18 protein-coding genes are annotated in these 18637 nt (G+C 63.1%); 10 read left to right on the top strand and 8 right to left on the bottom strand.

Annotated features, from left to right (window positions below; all coding sequences use genetic code 11):
• Positions 1-34: 34 nt before the first annotated feature.
• Together JQ600_RS02870 and JQ600_RS02865 are read right to left on the bottom strand one after the other, a co-directional pair.
• Positions 35-1270 carry an MFS transporter gene (locus tag JQ600_RS02870; protein ID WP_212389051.1) on the bottom strand — a complete coding sequence of 412 codons (1236 nt, stop codon included), beginning with the start codon at positions 1268-1270 and terminating at the stop codon, positions 35-37.
• Positions 1271-1351: 81 nt separating this feature from the next.
• Positions 1352-2197, bottom strand: a complete 846-nt coding sequence (locus tag JQ600_RS02865) for a CmcJ/NvfI family oxidoreductase (protein ID WP_212389050.1) — start codon at positions 2195-2197, stop codon at positions 1352-1354.
• Positions 2198-2480: 283 nt separating this feature from the next.
• Between JQ600_RS02865 and JQ600_RS02860 the strand changes: the two genes are divergently transcribed.
• Positions 2481-3260 carry an SDR family oxidoreductase gene (locus tag JQ600_RS02860; RefSeq protein WP_212389049.1) on the top strand — a complete coding sequence of 260 codons (780 nt, stop codon included), beginning with the start codon at positions 2481-2483 and terminating at the stop codon, positions 3258-3260.
• Positions 3261-3399: 139 nt separating this feature from the next.
• Here the strand turns inward: JQ600_RS02860 and JQ600_RS02855 are convergent, their stop codons facing one another.
• Both JQ600_RS02855 and JQ600_RS02850 read right to left on the bottom strand, forming a co-directional pair.
• Positions 3400-3699, bottom strand: a complete 300-nt coding sequence (locus tag JQ600_RS02855) for an HU family DNA-binding protein (protein WP_192734913.1) — start codon at positions 3697-3699, stop codon at positions 3400-3402.
• Positions 3700-3827: 128 nt separating this feature from the next.
• A complete protein-coding gene (locus JQ600_RS02850; RefSeq protein ID WP_212389048.1) occupies positions 3828-4100 on the bottom strand; it encodes a hypothetical protein in 273 nt (90 codons plus the stop codon).
• 29 nt (positions 4101-4129) lie between these two features.
• Here JQ600_RS02850 and JQ600_RS02845 point away from each other — a divergent pair, with 29 nt between their 5' ends.
• The 4 genes from JQ600_RS02845 (at position 4130) to JQ600_RS02830 (ending at position 9416) form a co-directional block, all read left to right on the top strand.
• The gene (locus JQ600_RS02845; protein WP_212389047.1) at positions 4130-5746 is read left to right on the top strand and encodes an ABC transporter substrate-binding protein; all 1617 of its coding nucleotides are present in this window, start codon (positions 4130-4132) and stop codon (positions 5744-5746) included.
• Positions 5747-5981: 235 nt separating this feature from the next.
• Positions 5982-6959 carry an ABC transporter permease gene (locus tag JQ600_RS02840; RefSeq protein WP_212389046.1) on the top strand — a complete coding sequence of 326 codons (978 nt, stop codon included), beginning with the start codon at positions 5982-5984 and terminating at the stop codon, positions 6957-6959.
• A 4-nt stretch (positions 6960-6963) separates the two neighbouring features.
• A complete protein-coding gene (locus JQ600_RS02835) occupies positions 6964-7794 on the top strand; it encodes an ABC transporter permease (protein WP_192734916.1) in 831 nt (276 codons plus the stop codon).
• Positions 7791-9416 (top strand): ABC transporter ATP-binding protein, encoded by a 1626-nt coding sequence (locus tag JQ600_RS02830; protein WP_212389045.1) that lies wholly within the window; start codon positions 7791-7793, stop codon positions 9414-9416. Before JQ600_RS02835 ends, JQ600_RS02830 begins: the two co-directional genes overlap by 4 nt.
• A gap of 30 nt (positions 9417-9446) precedes the next feature.
• On the opposite strand, the gene JQ600_RS02825 is transcribed toward JQ600_RS02830, so the two are convergent.
• A complete protein-coding gene (locus JQ600_RS02825; RefSeq protein ID WP_212389044.1) occupies positions 9447-10814 on the bottom strand; it encodes an FAD-binding oxidoreductase in 1368 nt (455 codons plus the stop codon).
• 73 nt (positions 10815-10887) lie between these two features.
• Here JQ600_RS02825 and JQ600_RS02820 point away from each other — a divergent pair, with 73 nt between their 5' ends.
• Complete coding sequence (locus JQ600_RS02820; RefSeq protein WP_212265142.1) at positions 10888-11745, top strand: VOC family protein; 858 nt, start codon at positions 10888-10890, stop codon at positions 11743-11745.
• Positions 11746-11784: 39 nt separating this feature from the next.
• A complete protein-coding gene (locus JQ600_RS02815; protein WP_212389043.1) occupies positions 11785-12396 on the top strand; it encodes a TetR/AcrR family transcriptional regulator in 612 nt (203 codons plus the stop codon).
• Here the strand turns inward: JQ600_RS02815 and JQ600_RS02810 are convergent.
• Together JQ600_RS02810 and JQ600_RS02805 are read right to left on the bottom strand one after the other, a co-directional pair.
• On the bottom strand, positions 12383-13351 hold the full coding sequence (locus JQ600_RS02810; RefSeq protein WP_212389042.1) for a fatty acid desaturase: 969 nt from the start codon (positions 13349-13351) through the stop codon (positions 12383-12385). The two genes, JQ600_RS02815 and JQ600_RS02810, sit on opposite strands and share 14 nt — an antisense overlap.
• A gap of 34 nt (positions 13352-13385) precedes the next feature.
• Positions 13386-14405 (bottom strand): alpha/beta fold hydrolase, encoded by a 1020-nt coding sequence (locus tag JQ600_RS02805; protein WP_212389041.1) that lies wholly within the window; start codon positions 14403-14405, stop codon positions 13386-13388.
• A gap of 286 nt (positions 14406-14691) precedes the next feature.
• Here JQ600_RS02805 and JQ600_RS02800 point away from each other — a divergent pair, with 286 nt between their 5' ends.
• Genes JQ600_RS02800 through JQ600_RS02790 form a run of 3 tightly spaced genes read left to right on the top strand, consistent with a single transcriptional unit; the run spans position 14692 to position 17770 of the window.
• Positions 14692-16020: a sugar ABC transporter substrate-binding protein gene (locus JQ600_RS02800; RefSeq protein WP_212389040.1), complete on the top strand. Its 1329-nt coding sequence runs from the start codon at positions 14692-14694 to the stop codon at positions 16018-16020.
• Positions 16021-16025: 5 nt separating this feature from the next.
• Entirely contained in the window at positions 16026-16949 is a 924-nt protein-coding gene (locus tag JQ600_RS02795) for a carbohydrate ABC transporter permease (protein ID WP_409363303.1), read from the top strand.
• Entirely contained in the window at positions 16946-17770 is an 825-nt protein-coding gene (locus tag JQ600_RS02790; RefSeq protein WP_212389038.1) for a carbohydrate ABC transporter permease, read from the top strand. Before JQ600_RS02795 ends, JQ600_RS02790 begins: the two co-directional genes overlap by 4 nt.
• Here the strand turns inward: JQ600_RS02790 and JQ600_RS02785 are convergent.
• Complete coding sequence (locus JQ600_RS02785; RefSeq protein WP_212265149.1) at positions 17757-18467, bottom strand: cysteine hydrolase family protein; 711 nt, start codon at positions 18465-18467, stop codon at positions 17757-17759. The genes JQ600_RS02790 and JQ600_RS02785 overlap by 14 nt on opposite strands.
• Between the last annotated feature and the right edge of the window lie 170 nt (positions 18468-18637).

Below are 18637 nucleotides of genomic sequence, written 5' to 3'. Positions count from 1 at the left end.
GTAGCCGCTTATGACGAAAACCGGAAACGGCCTGCTAGGTATACAGCAAAAACAGCGTTGTCCCGATGATCAGCGCCGCGGCCATGAACAGCAGCACGGCAGGTAATCCAAGCAGCGCCGCGACCACGCCGGTTGCCGATTGCATCAGCGCCGCTCCCAGGAAGAACGCCAGATTGATCGCTGACAGCGCCTTGCCGGTATTCTGCTGGTCCACGAGTTGCCGCGTCATGCCGAACACCAGCGGCTGCGCCGACATGGCAAAACCGATCAACACGAGCAGGACGGTGTCATATTGAGCCGGCATCGCCGCAACGCCGAACAGGTCCGAGATTGGAAAATGGGACGCGCCCGCGGCCATCAAGGCGAGCAACAGCGCCGCCAGGAAATGCGTGGCCGCCAGCACCTCGCGGCGATGGCCAAAGCTTCGGTCGAAAATACCGATCAGAGCCGGCCCAACGATCAGCGCGATCGTGAACAGGCCAAGCGCGTTGCCGGCCCCGATCCGACTGAGCCCCTTGATCTCCATCAGCCACGGACCGCCCCACAATCCCCGCAGCACCAGCACGGCCGCCAGCGAGACCAGCGCAATGGCAATCAAGCCGCGCAGCCGATACGACACGCCGATGCGCAGGACGCTTGCCATCTGCGACAGCGGCGACGAACGATCGGCATGCTCAGCCCGCTGGTTCGGCACCAGGGCATAGACGGCCAGTGCCACCATCAGGCCGAAGCCGGCGGAAATCCAGAACCCTGCCCGCCATCCCCATTGTTCGACGACGAAGGCGAGCGGGCTCGACGACAGCAGCATGCCGATATTGCCGATCGACAGGATCAGTCCGGACCACAGGCCGAACCGCGCCGGAGATAATTGCTTTGCGGCCAGCGTCATCGGGCACATCAACATGCCCGAGTTCGCAACCCCGAGCAGGAATTGTCCGAACAGAAAACTCTCCGGCCCGGTTGCCAGGCCGGACGCCAACGCGCCGACAATCGTTCCAATCAGCAGACAAAGCGAAACCGGCCGCACGCCGAAACGATCCATCGCGGCGCCGACCGGTATCTGCGATGCCGCGAACGAAAAATGATAGATCGAGGTCAAGCTCGCCAGCGTCTGCGGCGACGTCTTGAAATCAGCGGCCATCACGTCGAGGCTGACGGCCGGGATCGTGCGCAGCAGGGTCGACAGCATGTGACCGCAGGCCAGCGCCAGAAGCGCAAAAATCAGTGCGCGGATGTTGACATCCGCGTCGTCGGCCTTGCCGCCGTCCATGTTTCGTTTCTTCCCGGCCTTGTTGCAGCCGGGGTAACACCAATACGCCGGGAATACCAAATGGTATTCCCGGCGAGGCGATCAGTGCTTGTGGAACACCAGCGTCCGCAACTCGATGCTTTCGCGCGGTGCGGCGTCTTTCGGCGTCGTTGGATCGATGAAGGCGGTGTGCGGCCCAAACCGCGTGCGGCCGTCGGTCGCCGAATCGTAGCACTTCAGCAGCAACGCTTCGTCCGCGGTCATCTCAGGAATGTAGTACCAGCGATGGTCGGGGTTGTACTTCACCGAATAGGTTTCGCCCTGCCGGTTCGGATAGATCAGATCGGAGGCGACGAGATCGCCGGGCGCCACAGTCTGGCCGTCCAGCATCGCGAGCGGCGCATCGCGCAGCGGTCCGCGGATCGGGCGCCACAGATTGATCACCTGGACCCGGCCTTTCAGCAGTTCGTCAGCCTCGTCGGGCAGATGCTCACGAACGCGATTGGCGCCTGATAAATCGGTCTGGTCGACATGGACACGCGTCGCCGGCTGGCGCGGGCCGGCGTCCCGCACATCGGCCGCACCCTCCACGCGCTTGCGAACGGTATGGTCGAATATCACGACGCGATCGGCTTTCAACGTTGCGCGGAGAAAAGCTTCGGCGGCGGGATAGTAGACGTTCCGCACCTCCTTATCGTCGTAGAAATTCCGGACGCTGGTCGGGTGGCGGACCAGGGCAAAACCCTCGCGGTCCAGCGAAAGACTGCCAGCGATCAGGCGGGCGTCGAAGATCGGAACTTGATGGGGTTCGGGCAGCGCCGTCGATCGGGGCTCGCCCGGCGGTGGATCGAATGCGTAAGTGCGGGGCTTTCCGGGGGTTGGCGCGAGGTAGTTGAGTCCGCCGGTGACGAAGGGAAGCGACTCGAGTTTTGCTTGTTGCAGGCCCATGGCATTCTCCTGGACTCTATTGTTGGTTCGACTTGATTTTGGCTGGCCCGCACTCCCCCGCAAGGCCGCGCTGCAAATAGCAAGATTGCCGTTCCCGCAGGCGCGAAACGCGAAAGATCCTTGTCGCGCGCACCGGCTCTCCCGGATGGATATTTCTGCGCTTCACGGGTTCGTCAGACCGCAAAACGCAAGCCTCGCCATGCCCGGGGAGAACTACCCTCCCGGCCCGTATGGCGTTACAGCACTGAGCGGTGGCACAGACGCCGCATCCAGGGAGGAAAAAATGGACGTCACCATGAAGGGCCGCGTTGCCGCCGTCACCGGCGGCAGCAAGGGTATCGGGCTCGCCGTCGCGCGGCGCTTTGCCGAGTCCGGCGCCAAGGTCGCGATCCTGGCGCGCGGCGCACAGGACTTGAAGGCCGCGCGCGAGGCACTCGCCAAGGAAGGCGTCGAGGTTCGCGACTATGTCTGCGACGTCTCGAAGGCGGCGGATATTGCCAAGGCCCATGACAGGATCGCCGCCGATCTCGGCCCGGTCGACGTCCTCGTCAACAATGCCGGCACCTCGCGCGCGATGGCGTTCGAGGCCGTGACCGACGAAATGTGGCAGGACGACCTCGACCTGAAACTGTTCGCCGCGATCCGTTTCAGCCGGCTGGTCTGGCCGGGCATGAAGGCGCGCAAATGGGGCCGCATCATCAACGTGCTGAACATCGGAGCCAAGGCGCCGGCTGCCGCGTCAACCCCGACCTCGGTCTCCCGGGCGGCCGGCATGGCGCTGACCAAGGCCATGGCGAACGAAGGCGGCCCGCACAACGTTCTGGTCAATGCGATGCTGGTCGGGCTGATCGTGAGTGATCAATGGGTCAAGCGGCACGCCCAGAAGGCGCCGGATACGGATTTCGACGATTTTACCCGCGACCTCGCCAAAGGCGTCCCGCTCGGGCGAATGGGCACGGCGGAGGAATTCGCCAACCTCGCCTGCTTCCTCGCCTCGGAGCAGGGCTCTTACATCACCGGGACAGCCATCAATGTCGATGGCGGCCGGTCGCCGGTGGTCTAGCGGCCACCCCGGCTCTGATAGGTTCAGAACCGGAATCCCGCCTTATTCTGGCGCGCTTCGCTTACGCGAACCGCTGACCACTTCGCTCGAAATATGGCCCGAGCAAAAAAGGCCTCCGTCGCCGGAGGCCTTTTCGCTATCACACCGCGTCTTTGGCGGCCTTGACCGGGCGGGCGCGGACGATCTTGCGCGCCGGCTTGGCCTTGAACATCATTTCTTCGCCCGTGAAGGGGTTGGTGCCCTTGCGAGCCTTGGTCGCGGGCTTCTTGACCACAACGAACTTGGCGAAGCCGGGGACGAGGAACACCCCGTTCTTCTTCAGCTCCTTGTGACCAACGTCAACGAGCGCGTCCATCACGCCCTTGACTTCCTTCTTCGAAACTTCGGTGGACGTAGCGATCTTTTCGATCAGCTGCGACTTAGACATTTGGGTAGCCATGGTTGCTCCATTTGATTCTGGAAGAGGCACGATATGGCGGAAATTGCCTAAAAAAACAGGCTTTTCGACATTCTGCACAACTATATCGCTATTTGACTTGCACTGATTCGCAGGAAATAGGCTAGTTTTTAAGGCTTTGGCGGTGCATTAAACCGGCTGAATGCGGCGAAATGCCTTGTCAGACAGCCTTTTTCGACGATCTCCGACCACTCCCGCGCCTGATCGCCGTCATGGCGAGCGATGGTTTTGATGCCGAATAAAACGGCGGCGATCGCAACGCTGATGCGCGCATGTCCGGATTTCCGGAAGGATTTTCCGAACCGGGCGGCGATTAGAAAATGACTCCAGTTCCCCTTCCATCGTAGCATCCAGGAGAGCCCGCCGCCGGCTGAACGGCGCACCGCCTGATGTACCCTTCGGAGAGTTTCGCATGGATTTGACCCGCCTCGATATCAATCGCCGCACCGCGCTGCTGACATCAGCCGCGATTGCCGCCAATGTCATCAATCCGATGCGGGCCTTCGCGCAGGAAACCCCGAAGAAGGGCGGCGTGTTCAACGTTCATTACGGCGCCGAGCAGCGCCAGCTCAATCCGAGCATTCAGGCGTCCACCGGCGTCTACATCATCAGCGGCAAGATTCAGGAAAATCTGGTTGACCTCGACGCCAACGGCAAACCCGTCGGCGTACTCGCCGAGAGCTGGGAAGCCTCTCCCGACGGCAAGACCGTCACCTTCAAGCTGCGCAAGGGCGTCACCTGGCACGACGGTAAACCGTTCACTTCGGCCGACGTCGAATTCACCGCCATGAACATGTGGAAGAAGATCCTCAACTACGGCTCGACGCTGCAGCTGTTCCTCACCGCCGTCGAGACGCCGGATCCGCAAACCGCGATCTTCAAATACGAGCGGCCGATGCCGCTCAATTTGCTGCTGCGCGCGCTGCCCGACCTCGGCTACATCTCGGCCAAGCATCTCTACGAGAGCGGCGACATCCGCCCGAATCCGACCAATCTCGCGCCTGTCGGCACCGGCCCGTTCAAGTTCGTCAAATACGAACGCGGCCAATACATCATCGCCGACCGCAACCCGGACTACTGGCGTCCCAACGCGCCCTATCTCGATCGCATCGTCTGGCGCGTGATCACCGATCGCGCCGCGGCGGCGGCGCAGATGGAAGCCGGCGAACTGCATTACAGCCCGTTCTCGGGCCTCACGATCTCGGACATGGCGCGGCTCGCCAAGGACAAGCGCTTCGTCGTTTCGACCAAGGGCAATGAAGGTAACGCCCGCACCAACACGCTCGAGTTCAACTTCCGCCGTAAGGAACTGTCCGACATCAAGGTCCGCCGCGCGATCGCGCACGCGATCAACGTGCCGTTCTTCATCGACAACTTCCTCGGCGACTTCGCCAAGCTCGGCACCGGCCCGATCCCCTCGACGTCGACGGATTTCTATCCCGGACCGAACACGCCGCAATATCCCTACGACAAGGCCAAGGCCGCGGCACTGCTCGACGAGGCCGGCTTCAAGGCAGGCGCTGGCGGCACGCGGTTTTCGCTAAAACTGCTGCCGGCGCCGTGGGGCGAGGACATCTCGCTGTGGTCGACCTTTATCCAGCAATCCCTGGGCGAGATCGGCATACCCGTCGAGATCGTGCGCAACGATGGCGGCGGCTTCCTCAAGCAGGTCTATGACGAGCACGCCTTCGATCTCGCGACCGGCTGGCATCAGTACCGCAACGACCCCGCGGTCTCGACCACGGTCTGGTATCGCTCCGGCCAGCCCAAGGGCGCGCCCTGGACCAACCAGTGGAACTGGACCGACGCGGCCGTCGACAAGACCATCGACGATGCGGCGACGGAAGTCGATCCCGCCAAGCGCAAGGCGCTCTACGCCCAGTTCGTCAAGGAAGTGAATACCGAGCTGCCGGTCTGGATGCCGATCGAGCAGATTTTCGTCACCGTGATCTCGGCCAAGGCGCGCAACCACTCCAACACCCCGCGTTGGGGCTCATCAAGCTGGCACGATCTTTGGCTTTCCTCCTAGCCTTCGACTTCTCCCTCGCCCCGCTCTTGCGGGGTCGAGACGAGCGAAGCTCGCTCTTAGAGGGTCGGGGTGAGGGGCTCTCTCCTCAATCTCGATCTATCGATAGACCTGTACCCCCTCACCCGGCGCTACGCGCCGACCTCTCCCCGCAAGCGGGGCGAGGTTGAAGTACCAACGTTCCGATTCAATTGCGCAAACCGGTGTCCACTTCGTTCGAAAACGCTATAGATACTTTATGCGCATCCTAGGCCTTGCGGGGCGACGGCTCGCCGCCTCGATCCCGACCCTGTTTTTGATCCTGATCGGCGTGTTTCTGCTGCTGCAGTTCGCGCCGGGCGACACCGTCGATGCGATGATGGCGCAGATGGGCGGCGGCGACGCCGCAACCGCGCGCGAGCTGCGCAAATTTTACGGCCTCGACCTCTCGGTGCCGGCCCAGCTCGGCAACTACCTCTGGCGCCTGGTGCGGCTCGATCTCGGCTTCTCTTCGATCTATGGCAAGCCGGTGGCTTCGGTCATCCTGGAGCGGCTGCCGCCGACCATTCTGTTGATGACGGCGTCGCTGTCCTTTGCGTTCTTCTTCGGTCTGTTGTTCGGCGTGATCGCGGCGCGTGGTGTCAACCGCTGGCCGGATACGCTGATCTCGACGCTTGGTCTCGTATTCTACGCCACGCCCTCATTCTGGTTCGGGCTGATGGCGATCGTGGTGTTCTCGGTCTATCTACAGTGGCTGCCGCCCGGAGGTTTTGAGAATATCGGCACAGTGCAAGTAGGCATCTGGCGCACGCTCGACATCGCCCGCCACCTCGTGCTGCCGACACTGACGCTCGGGCTGATCTTCCTGGCCATTTATTTGCGCATCATGCGCGCCTCGATGCTGGAGGTGCTCAACCTCGATTATGTCCGCACCGCCCGCGCCAAGGGCCTCGACGAGACCCGCGTGGTGACGCGGCACGTGTTGCGCAACGCCCTCCTCCCGATGGTGACGCTGATCGGCCTGCAGGCGGGCACGATGCTGGGCGGGTCGGTGGTGGTCGAAAGCGTGTTCTCCTTGCCGGGGCTCGGACGGCTGGCCTACGAGTCGGTCGTGCAGCGCGACCTCAATACGCTGCTGGGAATCGTGTTCGTCTCCGCCCTCCTCGTCATCGTCGTCAACTTCGCCGTCGATCTCCTCTATGCCCGGCTTGACCCGCGCATCTCGGCGGAAGGGTAGAACGATGGATGCGGTCAAACGCTATTTCCGCAGTCCTGCCGCGGTCGCAGGCCTCGTGTTGCTCCTGATCGTGATCGCAATGGCGGTCAGCGCGGGCTGGTTCTATCCGCGCGATCCGCTCGCGCTCGCCGGCCGCCCCCTGATCTGGCCGTTCTCCAATCCGCGCTTCCTGCTCGGCACCGACAATTCCGGCCGCGATATCGCCGCACAGATTCTCTACGGCGCGCGGATTTCACTGCTGATCGGCGGCGTCGCCACCGCGATTGCGATTTTGATCGGCATCTTCGTCGGTGCTTTCGCCGGCTATTATGGCGGCTGGGTCGATACCGTGCTGATGCGGATCACCGAGGCCTTCCAGACCTTGCCGAACTTCGTGCTGCTGCTGGTTCTGGTCGCCGTGTTCGGGTCGACGCTGACCACCGTCACCATCGCGGTCGGCGTGGTGTCGTGGCCGGCGCCGGCGCGGCTGACCCGCGCCGAGTTCCTGTCGCTGCGCAACCGCGAATTCGTCCAGGCCGGCCGCACCCTCGGCATGAAGGACATCCAGCTCATCCTCGGCGAAATCCTGCCCAACGCGCTGCCGCCGGTCATTGTCTACGCCAGCGTGGTGATGGCGGTCGCGATCCTGCTCGAAAGCGCGTTGGCGTTCTTGCGCCTGTCCGATCCCAACGTGGCGTCCTGGGGCAACCTGATCGGCCTCGGCCGCGATGTGCTGCGGGTGCAGTGGTATGTATCGGCGATCCCCGGCATCGCGATCCTGGTCACGGTGCTCGCTGTGTCGCTGGTCGGCCAGGGCCTCAACGATGCGCTCAATCCGAGGCTGAAGAGCCGATGAGCGAGCCGCCGAACACCGTCCTCTCGATCGAGCACCTCGGCGTCCGCCTGCCGGCGGGCGCCGACCGGCGGCACGCATTGTCTGATGTGTCGCTGTCGATCGCATCGGACGAGATCCTCTGCGTGGTCGGCGAATCCGGCTCCGGCAAATCGATGATGGCCAACGCCATCATGCGCCTGCTGCCCAACGACGTGACGATCGACGCCGGCCGGGTGATGTTCGAGGGCCGCGACCTCGCCTCCGCCACCGTCGCCGAAATGCGCCAGGTGCGCGGCGCCGGCATTGCGATGATCTTCCAGGAGCCGATGACCGCGCTCAATCCACTGCGCACCATCGGCGATCAGATCGCCGAGATGTTTTCGATCCACACCGAACTGTCCAAGACCGAAATCGCCGCCAGGGTTTTGGCCCTGCTCGCCGACGTGCGGATCCCTGATCCCAAGGTCGCGGCGAAGGCCTATCCGCACGAATTGTCGGGCGGCCAACGGCAGCGCGCGATGATCGCGATGGCGCTTGCGCTCGACCCAAAGCTTCTGATCGCGGATGAACCGACCACCGCGCTCGATGTCACGACGCAGGCCCAGATCCTGAAGCTGATCCGTGACCTGCAGCAACGCCGCAAGGCCGCGGTGCTGTTCATCACCCATGATTTCGGCGTCGTCGCCGAGATCGCCGACCGCGTCGTGGTGATGCAGCACGGCGCGATCGTGGAACAGGGCCCGGCCAATACGGTGCTGAACGATCCCAGGCATGCCTACACCCAGCAACTCATCGCCGCCGTGCCGCCGCTGAAGGCGCCGCCGCCGCGCGCGCTCGCGGCCGAGAACATTTTGACGATATCGGATGTTTCCAAGACCTACCGCACCGGCGGTTTCCTCGGCCGCGGCGCGCGCGTGACGCCCGCGGTCAAGGACGTATCGCTCTCCCTGCCCAGAGGCGCGACGCTCGGCATCGTCGGCGAGTCCGGATCAGGCAAGTCGACGCTGGCGCGCTGCATCGTTCGGCTTATCGATCCGGACCAGGGAGCGATCCTGCTCGAGGGCAACGACTGGGCGAAGATGTCGCGTGAGAACGTCCGCCGCGAGACCCGTCACATCCAGATGGTGTTCCAGGACCCGTTCGCCTCGCTCAATCCGCGCCGCAAGGCGGCCGAACTGGTGGCGCAGGGACCGATCGTGCACGGCACGCCGCGCGCCAAGGCAATCGCCGATGCGCGGGAATTGTTTGCGCTGGTCGGGCTCGATCCTTCCGCCGGCGACCGGTTTCCGCATGAATTTTCGGGCGGCCAGCGGCAACGCATTGGTCTTGCACGTGCGCTCGCGCTCAAGCCGGCCGTGCTGGTCGCGGACGAACCGGTCTCCGCGCTCGATGTCTCGGTGCAGGCGCAGGTGCTAAAGCTGCTCGCCGAATTGCGACAGCGGCTCGGTCTCTCCATCGTCTTCATCACGCATGATCTGCGGGTCGCCGCGCAAATCTGCGATCTCGTCGCCGTGATGAAGGATGGCGCCGTGGTGGAGCAAGGCCTCGCGGGCGAAGTGTTCGGCAACCCGCAGCATCCCTATACGCAGGCGTTGCTGGCTTCGATCCCCGGCGGCGACTTCACGCGCAAGCGCGACGCCTGATCGTCAGCTAGAACGATCGCTGCTCAGCGGTCACTGCGGCCGGCGCGAGGCGAGAAAATACTCCGCCCATCGGAGCAACTCGAAACGATCGCCCTTCATCAATTCCTGCGCGTCGCGCTGCCGGTAGAGCACCAGCATCCAGGGGGCGATTTTGCGCAGCACTCCGTGCATCACGAACGGCACCGGTTCCGTGAACGGCAGCGCCAGTTCGCTTTCCGGCACGCCGCGGACCGCCTTTGACAATTCGTTGCCAAGCGGGATCGTCAGCGCGACCGCGCGGCCGTTGCAGCCGGTCCAGCCATAGGCGTTGGGCCCGAGTTTGTGGATGCGCGGCAAGAAGTCCGCCGTCATCCCGACATAACCGTTCCAGACATAATCGAACGCGACCTCGCCGATCTGTGGCCACAGCCGCTGCAGCCGTTCCGTCACAAGAGCCTTGATCCGTTCGACCTTGTTGCCGGGGCCGAGCACGGCGCCGCCGGTAATCAGGCGATTTCGCGCGTCATAGCGCGCGAAATACAATTCGCCGTGGGTATCGGAGAGCGCTTGCCGGCCGGGGATGATCGTCTTGCGGACATTGTCCGACAGCGGTTGCGTCGACATCTGCCAGGACAGCACCGGCATCACCTCGTGTGCCATGTCGGGCACAAGCGATTTCGAGAATTCACCGCTATAGGCGTTGCTCGCAACCACCAGCGCACGGCCGCTGATCTCGCCCTTTTCGGTCTTTACCACCCAGCGATCGCCGCGACGCTCGAAACTGATTGCCGGCGAACGGGCGTAGATACGCGCGCCAAGGGCCAGCACCGCGTGTGCAAGCCCGCGCGCCAGCGCCAGCGGATTGATGTGGCCGCCGGTCTTGTTCCAGAAGCCGCCGTACCATGCATCCGACCCGGTCATGTCGCGCGCCTGCTCACGCGACAGCAGTTCAACCGGCGCGCCGAACTTCGACCATTGCCGCACACGCCTTTCCGCAATCTTGATGCGGCCCGGTGAATGCACCGGTTGCACCCATCCGGCCTCCTCCTGCTCGGCCTCGATCTTGTAACGCCGCGCCACCTCGAACAGCGTCGACGCGCTATCGCGCAGCATTCCGACGAAGCGCTCGCCGACCACGCCGTGTTTGGCAATGATGTCTTCCGGGTCGGGCCGCGACAGCGTCGGAATTACCTGGCCGTTGTTACGACCCGACGCGCCCCATCCCGGCTCTGCGGCTTCCACGATCGCGACATCGACCCCGGCCTCGCGCAGATGTAGCGCCGTCGATAACCCCGTGAAGCCCGCACCGATCACGATCACATCGGCCTGCTGCGTCCCGGTCAATTCCGGAAGCTTAGGCCCTGACGGCGTCACTGCTGCCCACAGCGAAGGCGGCCAGCGGACTTCGGCGCTATTCATCGTGATCCTTTCTTGCGGGCGGCAGATCGAATGGTTAGCTTAGTACGCATCATCAGCCCGGGGAAATGGCAGAGTGGCACTCAAGAACGTCATCGGAATCGATCACGCCGTGGTCATGGTGAAGGACCTCGACAAATCAGCTGAAAATTACAGGCGGCTCGGCTTCACGGTGTCGCCGCGCGGCACCCACAGCGCGCATATGGGATCGGGCAATTACACCATCATGTTCGACCCTGACTATATGGAATTGCTCGGTGTCTTGACGCCGACAGAACATAATGCTCCGGCGCGCGCGTTTCTGGAAAAGCGCGGCGAGGGCATCGAACGCATCGCTTTTACCGCGGTGGATTCCGCCGACGGCGCCGAAGAAATCCGCGCGCGCGGCTATCCGCCGGTTGGACCGACCGATTTCGAGCGGCCGGTGACGATGCCCGATGGCACCCTCTCGGCGGCAAAATTCCGGACGTTCCAATGGCCGACCGCGGAAGCGCCGGGCGGCGTGCGCATCTTCGCCTGCCAGCACAAGACGCGCGAGACGGTGTGGATTCCCGAACTGATGAAGCATGCCAATGGTGCCAAACGACTGCGGCAGGTGCTGATCGTTTCGCCGGAACCCGCCAACGACGCCGCGCATATGTCGCGCATGATCGATCGCGACGCGAGAACCGAGCAGGACGGCGCCATCGCAGTACCCTCAGGCTCCGATCGCGCCGACTTCGTGTTCCTGACCAGGGATCAACTGAGCAAGCGTTACCCCGAGGTATCGCTGAACGGTCTGCCCGAGCGTGGCGGCGCGGGACTGGTGATTGAGGCCGACGTCACCGCAGCCGAGAAGGCGCTTGGCGCAACCGGGGTTCGCAACGGTGGTGGCGGCGTGATCGTGCCACCTGCCGCGGGCAACGGCACCCTGCTCGCCTTTGTCAAGGCGTAGCCGACCGCGCTTGTCGCTGTATCAGGGGACAGCCGGATCATGGCGAAGGGCAAGGGCGAACCGGACGGCGACACGGCAACGACCCGCCGTGGCCGCCCCCGTTCCGCCGAGACGACCAACGCTATTCTGCAGAGCGCCTACACCCTGATGGCAACCACGGGCCTTGCCGCCACCAGCATCGATGCGGTGGCGCGGGATTCGAACGTCTCGAAGATGACCATCTACAAATGGTGGCCGTCGCGCGAGGCGCTGCTGATTGATGCGTTCCTGAACCATGCTTCCTTGATGCTGCCGCTGCCGAGCATCGGCACGCCGGCAGACCGCCTGAGAAGCCACGCCGCGGCCTATGCGAAGGCGCTGCAGGGTGAGTTCGGCAAGGTACAGCTCGCGGTGATCTCCGAATGCATTTCGAACACCGGGTCGGCGGAAATCTTCTACGAGCGCTATCTGCAATACCGAAGGACAGCCCTGGTTGAACTGATCGCTGCCGGCCAGCAGGATGGCAGCATCGGAGCGGCGGGCGCGCCGGAAGACCTGTATGACGCGATCTACGGCAGCCTGTTCTATCGCTACATCTTCGGCATCAAACCGATCTCGCCGGCGCAAGCCCGCAATCTCGTCGACACCCTGCTGATCATCATGAGCCGCTGACGCCATCGACGTGCTTGCGCCGCTCGCGGCGGAACCAGGCCCACGTCTCGCGCGTCACGGCCAGATAGCCCTGCCCCCGGAACGCAATCCGGTCGTCGACAATCCGGTTCAATTTTGGCAGCGCATGGAAGGGTATCGACGGGTAGGCGTGATGCTCGACGTGATAGGGCATGTTCCATGCGAACCACTTCATCACGGTGCCGGTATAGGTGGTGCGGGTGTTGTCGAAGGCGCTGCGCGTTCGTTCGCATCCGGTGTGTTCCGCATAGAGGTAGGGCCGCAGGATCAACTGGCCGATCAGCAGCGGAACGATCCAGACCCAGAGCAGAATAGCGGTATGCAGCGCAAGCGAGATCAGCAGCAGCGCGACGTAACCCGCGAGATAGAGGCGCGCTTCCCGCACGATGATGTGGCGCTTGTTCTCGGGAATCCAGGGCAGTGCGACCTTGCCGGTCAGGGCGTGACGCAGCATCAGCGCCTCACGGCCGGCGAGCTGGACAAGACCGCTATAGGCGATCGCGAGTTGCGTGTCCGAGGACGGCTTGGGGCCGACGATCAATTCCGGATCCTTGTCGGGATCCTGCGTGTAGCGATGATGGTCCCAGTGAAACAGGCAGTAATATTCGTAGCGATGCGCGATCATGAAGGCCGACAGATGACCGACGACAGGATTCAGCGCGCGACTCCGGAACGCGGTCTTATGGGCGGTCTCGTGCATCGGCATGAACAGGAAGGCCACCAGATAGGCTTGCACGACGATCAGCGGCAAGGCCCACGCCAATCCGTAATTCGAGGAGACCGCCCATATCATGGTCCCGACGATAGCAATTGCGCCGTAATGGCTGACGGTGCGAACCGCGCCTCGAAGATCCGATCGTTCCGAGAGTTCGCGGAGCGTCGCGGGACTGAGGGGCTTCTCCCGGAGTTTTGGTTCAACTGACGTCACGATGTTCATGGTTGCAGTCGCCTCGTTGGATGGGTTCTGTTTTTCAACGTTTTAGGAACGCCGATATCTCGGCGTTGATGAATGCGCGATCCGCAGGGTAGTTGATCGGATTTCCGGCGCGGTGACCGTGGATCGACGGAATGGGGTGAAGTTCAGCGGACTTCGCATTGACGAGCTTGCCGATCTCGTCCTCATTGTCGCGCACGTCGAAGTAACGGTCGGTCTGTCCCGGCATCAACAGCACCCGCGCCTTGATCGCTGCTAGCGCGCGGCCGATGTTGCCGTCGAATTCGGCACACCGGCTGATGTCGCCACGCTGCCAGATGCCGATCTGCGCGAGCAGATCATTGGCATCGCGCCGTGCGAAGGCTTCATCCCAGGAGCGCGTCAGATAGTCTTCCAGCGAGGTGAAGCCTCCCTCGCGCCAGACCTCATCCCTGTAGAAGGCATGCGACATCGCCCAGCCCGCATAGATGCGCCCCATGGCGCGAAGGCCGGCGGTTGGTTTGGCGGTGAAGCGGCCATCCCTGAAATTGGGGTCCGTGATCAGCGCCGCCTTCACGCCCTCGAGGAACACGTGATTATAGGGCGAGCACCGCGCGCTGCCGCAGACGATGGCGGCGCGTTCCACCATGTCGGGATGGCAGGCCGCCCAATGGTAGGCCTGCATGCCGCCCATCGACCAGCCATAGACCAGCGCGATCTTCGCGATGCCGAATTGCTCCACCAGCAACCGGCGCTGAACCGCGACCGCGTCGTGATAGCTGATCGCCGGAAACGGGGTGATCCCGGAATTCGACGGCGAGGAAGACAGGCCGTTGCCGAACAGATTCGGAATGATGATGAGGTAGCGCTCGGGATCCAGGATGCCGCCGGGCTGGATCAGCCATTCGGTGTCTAAGTGTTGCGCGCTGAACGACGTCGGATAGACAATCACATTGTCCTTCCGCGCATTCAAGCTGCCATAGGTCTTGTAGGCGAGACGCATGGAAGGGAACACGACGTCAGACTGAAGCGGGACGTCGCCCGCCTCGAAGACCTGATAGTCGCCGCTGGTCGTCATGTGCCCGGCTCCGGTGCCTCGACATTAACTGTACTAATAGTACATTATATAGATACGATTGCAAGCCGCGCGATGCGTTGGTGCTTGCCATCGCCGGTAACCATTGCAGGAACACGGTTTGACGGCGCGGCCGCAAGCAACGAATTGCTTCGATGGCACGCAAGCGGCTGATCCGCCGCCTCGCCCCTCGCCCCTTCCACCATAATACCGCACCAAGGGGGCTAGGCAGGCCACGCACGGACGTTACTATCGCCGCAAAACAAGCCGACCCAGGGAGAGAAAAACAATGAAGAATCATCTGATCTCGCGCCGTTCCGTTCTGGCCGGCACCGCCGCCGCAGGCGCGCTGAGCCTGACCGGCTTTCCGGCCCGCGCGGCCGAACCGCAGTGGAAAAAATACGCCGGCACCAAGCTCGAGGTGATCCTCGCCAAGGGCCCGCGCGGCGACAATTTTCAAAAGAACATCAAGGAATTTACCGAACTCACCGGCATCCAGGTCGAATCGGAGCAAATCCCCGAGCAGCAGCAGCGCCAGAAGGCCGTGATCGAACTTGCTTCGGGCAAGCCGAGCTTCGACGTGGTTCATGTCAGCTACCACGTGCAGAAGCGCCAGTTCGAGAAGGCCGGCTGGCTCGCCGACATCTCCGGCTACATGAAAGACCCGAACCTCACCGCGCCCGACCTGGTCGAAAGCGATTTCTCGGCCGGCGGCCTGCAATACGCCAAGAACGACAAGGGACAGATGCACTCCCTGCCGTGGTCGGTCGACTATTTCATCCTCTATTACAACAAGGAGCTGTTCCAGAAGAAGGGCGTGGCGGTGCCGAAGACCTTCGACGAGATGGTCGCGGCCGCCGAAAAGCTCACCGACGCCAAGGAAGGCACCTTCGGCTTCGTCGGGCGCGGCCTGCGCAACGCCAACATGACGCTGTGGACCAACTTCTTCCTCAACGCCGGCGGCGAATTCCTCGATGCCAAGGGCGGCATCCTGACCGACGGCCCGGAGGCGATCGAAGCCACCAAGCTGTACCAGACGCTGCTGACCAAGGTCGCGCCTCCCGGCGTCGCCGGCTTCAACTGGATGGAGTCGATGGCCTCGTTCACGCAGGGCCGCTCGGCGATGTGGATCGACGGCGTCGGCTGGGCGCCGCCGCTGGAAGACCCGGCCGCCTCGCGCATCGTCGGCAAGGTCGGCTACACCGTGGTGCCCAAGGGATCCAAGGGACAGTATTCGGCAACCTATGGCGACGGCATCGGCATCGCAGCCGCCAGCAAGAACAAGGAAGCCGCCTATCTGCTCTGCCAATGGGCGGTCTCGAAGAAGCAAGGCGCGCGATTGCTGCAGGCCGGCGGCGGCGTGCCGTTCCGCAACTCCATCCTCAACGACCCCGAGATCCAGAGCGGGGTCAAGATGCCGAAGGAATGGCTGCAGTCGGTGATCGATTCCGCCAAGATCAGCAAGCTCGGCCTGCCCGTCATCATTCCCGTCGCCGAATTCCGCGATCTCGTCGGCGCGGCCCTCACCTCGACCCTTTCGGGTGCTGACCCCGCGACGGAGTTGAAGAAGGCTCATGAGCAGTTCCGCCCGATCCTGGAGCGCAGTGAAAAAGCGTGAAGGCAATAGCAGAAGTCACTCCGGCCGCGGCTGATCCCGCGCCGGGGCAGGAATGGCGGCCGCCGACCTACTGGCCGTTCGTGGTGCCGGCGCTGGTCGTCGTGCTCGCCGTGATCGTGTTCCCATGGGTGTTCACGATCTGGATGAGCCTCAACGAGTGGAAGGTCGGCTCGCCGACCACCTTTGTCGGCTTCGCCAATTATGTTCGAATGCCGAACGATCCACGCTTCGTCGAAGCGGTCGGACACACGCTGCTTTACACCGCCTTGTCGGTGCTGCTGCCGCTGATCCTCGGCACCTTTGCGGCCGTGGTGTTTCACGCCAAGTTTCCCGGCCGCGGCTTTCTGCGCGGAGTCTTCATCATGCCGATGATGGCGACGCCGGTGGCGATCGCGCTGGTCTGGACCATGATGTTTCACCCGCAGCTCGGCGTGCTCAATTACCTGCTGTCGCTGGTCGGCCTGCCGCCGCAATTGTGGGTGTTCCATCCCGGCACCGTGATCCCCTCGCTGGTGCTGGTCGAAACCTGGCAATGGACTCCCTTGGTGATGCTGATCGTGCTCGGCGGCCTCGCCGCGATCCCGACCGAGCCCTATGAAAGCGCGCAGATCGACGGCGCCAGCGTCTGGCAGGTGTTCCGTTACATCACACTGCCGCTGATCACCCCGTTCCTGTTCATCGCCGGCATGATCCGCATGATCGACGCGGTCAAGAGCTTCGACATCATCTTCGCAATCACGCAAGGCGGGCCCGGCTCGGCGTCGGAGACCATCAACCTTTATCTCTACAGCGTCGCCTTCATCTATTACGACCTCGGCTATGGCTCGGCGATCGCGGTGATCTTCTTCCTGCTGATCGTGGCGATGGCGGCACTGATGCTGCATCTGCGCCAGCGCACGATGTGGACCGAGATCGGGAGCGGCGCATGAATCTCCGTCAGATCCTCGGCAAGATCGGGCTGTGGTTTGCGATCTTCGTGGTCGTCTCACCCGCGATCCTGTTCTTTCTCTGGATGGCCTCGCTGTCGGTCAAGTTCGAGGTCGACAACGCCGCCTACCCGCCGGTGTTTTTCCCCGAGCGCTTTGCCTGGAAGAATTATGCCGATGTGCTCGCCTCCAACCGCTTCCTGACCTATTTCATCAACAGCCTCGTGGTGACCGGCACCGCGACCGGCCTCGCCATGCTGGTCGGCGTGCCCGCCGGCTATGGCATCGCGCGGATGGCGGCGCATAAATCCGCGATCGTGATCCTGATCGCCCGCATCACGCCGGGATTGTCTTATCTCATCCCGCTGTTCCTGCTGTTCCAGTGGCTCGGACTGCTCGGCACGCTGGTGCCGCAGATCATCATCCATCTCGTGGTCACGGTGCCGATCGTGATCTGGATCATGATCGGCTATTTCGAGACCACGCCGCTGGAGCTCGAGGAAGCCGCCCTGATCGACGGCGCCACGCGCTGGCAGGTGTTCCTTCACGTGGCGCTGCCGATTGCCCGTCCGGGGCTTGCCGTTGCCTTCATTCTCGCGGTGATCTTCTCCTGGAATAATTTCGTGTTCGGCATCGTGCTGGCGGGACGGGAGACGCGCACGCTGCCCGTCGCGGTCTACAACATGATTTCGTTCGACCAGTTGAGCTGGGGACCGCTAGCGGCGGCCGCGCTCATCGTGACCTTCCCCGTCCTGTTGCTCACGGTATTGGCGCAGCGGCAGATCGTGGCCGGGCTGACCGCAGGCGCCGTCAAAGGCGGCTAGCTGCGAGCTCCGGTGCGAGCGCTTCCAGTACCGCAGACGAATTGGTGACCCATCCGAAGATGCCGCCCTGGGCCTTGATCATCTTCAGGCCCATCTCATGGAACTCGGGAAAATAGGATGCGCAGCCGTCGGCCAGCACCACGCAGCGATAGCCGCGGTCGTTGGCCTCGCGCACGGTGGTGTTGACGCAGACTTCGGTGGTGACGCCGCACACCAGCAAATTCTCGATGCCGTATTTCTCCAGGATGTCGCCGAGTTCGGTGGCGTAAAACGCGCCCTTGCCCGGCTTGTCGATCACGATCTCTGAGTCGAGCGGATAGAGCTCGGGGATGATGTCGTGGCCGGCCTCGCCGCGGATCAGGATTCGCCCCATCGGTCCGGGATCGCCGATCCGCAATGACGGCGCGCCGCGTTCGACCTTGGCGGGCGGTGCGTCGGACAGGTCGGGCAAATGTCCCTCGCGGGTGTGGATGACCAGCATGCCGGTTTCGCGCGCCGCTGACAGCACCGAAGCGATCGGCTTCACCGCGCGCGCCAGCTGCGACACGTCATTGCCCAGCGTCTCGCCGAAGCCGCCGGGCTCCATGAAGTCGCGTTGCATGTCGATGATCAGAAGCGCAGTCGCCGCCCACTCGAGCGCGATCGGCTCCGGCTCGGCGGCGACCTTGCCGATGGATGGCCCCTTTGAGTTCGTCATGATGCAAGCGCCCGACCGAGAGTAATTTCCGGTGAGATTAAGCAAGGCGCATGCCATTGTACAATTCTTGCGCAAGCCGGCAATGAGTTGGCACGCTTGTTGCTAAATATCGCGGTATCGCAACGTCGAAACGCCGGCGGTCTGCCGCAGCGCCACAAATTCGGGAGGAA

The sequence above is a fragment of the Bradyrhizobium sp. AUGA SZCCT0176 genome, from assembly GCF_018130145.1.
Taxonomy (GTDB): Bacteria; Pseudomonadota; Alphaproteobacteria; order Rhizobiales; family Xanthobacteraceae; genus Bradyrhizobium.
Note: the sequence above shows the minus strand (reverse complement) of the source record. Positions and strands in the feature narration are given on the sequence as shown.

What these genes read in the sequence shown, in the direction of transcription:
- JQ600_RS02830 (WP_212389045.1), top strand. Translation starts at nt 7,791, where the DNA reads ATGAGCGAGCCGCCGAACACCGTCCTCTCGATCGAGCACCTCGGCGTC.
- JQ600_RS02865 (WP_212389050.1), bottom strand. Translation starts at nt 2,197, where the DNA reads ATGGGCCTGCAACAAGCAAAACTCGAGTCGCTTCCCTTCGTCACCGGC.
- JQ600_RS02840 (WP_212389046.1), top strand. Translation starts at nt 5,982, where the DNA reads ATGCGCATCCTAGGCCTTGCGGGGCGACGGCTCGCCGCCTCGATCCCG.
- JQ600_RS02870 (WP_212389051.1), bottom strand. Translation starts at nt 1,270, where the DNA reads ATGGACGGCGGCAAGGCCGACGACGCGGATGTCAACATCCGCGCACTG.
- JQ600_RS02805 (WP_212389041.1), bottom strand. Translation starts at nt 14,405, where the DNA reads ATGACGACCAGCGGCGACTATCAGGTCTTCGAGGCGGGCGACGTCCCG.
- JQ600_RS02815 (WP_212389043.1), top strand. Translation starts at nt 11,785, where the DNA reads ATGGCGAAGGGCAAGGGCGAACCGGACGGCGACACGGCAACGACCCGC.
- JQ600_RS02825 (WP_212389044.1), bottom strand. Translation starts at nt 10,814, where the DNA reads ATGAATAGCGCCGAAGTCCGCTGGCCGCCTTCGCTGTGGGCAGCAGTG.
- JQ600_RS02845 (WP_212389047.1), top strand. Translation starts at nt 4,130, where the DNA reads ATGGATTTGACCCGCCTCGATATCAATCGCCGCACCGCGCTGCTGACA.
- JQ600_RS02785 (WP_212265149.1), bottom strand. Translation starts at nt 18,467, where the DNA reads ATGACGAACTCAAAGGGGCCATCCATCGGCAAGGTCGCCGCCGAGCCG.
- JQ600_RS02860 (WP_212389049.1), top strand. Translation starts at nt 2,481, where the DNA reads ATGGACGTCACCATGAAGGGCCGCGTTGCCGCCGTCACCGGCGGCAGC.
- JQ600_RS02800 (WP_212389040.1), top strand. Translation starts at nt 14,692, where the DNA reads ATGAAGAATCATCTGATCTCGCGCCGTTCCGTTCTGGCCGGCACCGCC.
- JQ600_RS02855 (WP_192734913.1), bottom strand. Translation starts at nt 3,699, where the DNA reads ATGGCTACCCAAATGTCTAAGTCGCAGCTGATCGAAAAGATCGCTACG.
- JQ600_RS02835 (WP_192734916.1), top strand. Translation starts at nt 6,964, where the DNA reads ATGGATGCGGTCAAACGCTATTTCCGCAGTCCTGCCGCGGTCGCAGGC.
- JQ600_RS02790 (WP_212389038.1), top strand. Translation starts at nt 16,946, where the DNA reads ATGAATCTCCGTCAGATCCTCGGCAAGATCGGGCTGTGGTTTGCGATC.
- JQ600_RS02810 (WP_212389042.1), bottom strand. Translation starts at nt 13,351, where the DNA reads ATGAACATCGTGACGTCAGTTGAACCAAAACTCCGGGAGAAGCCCCTC.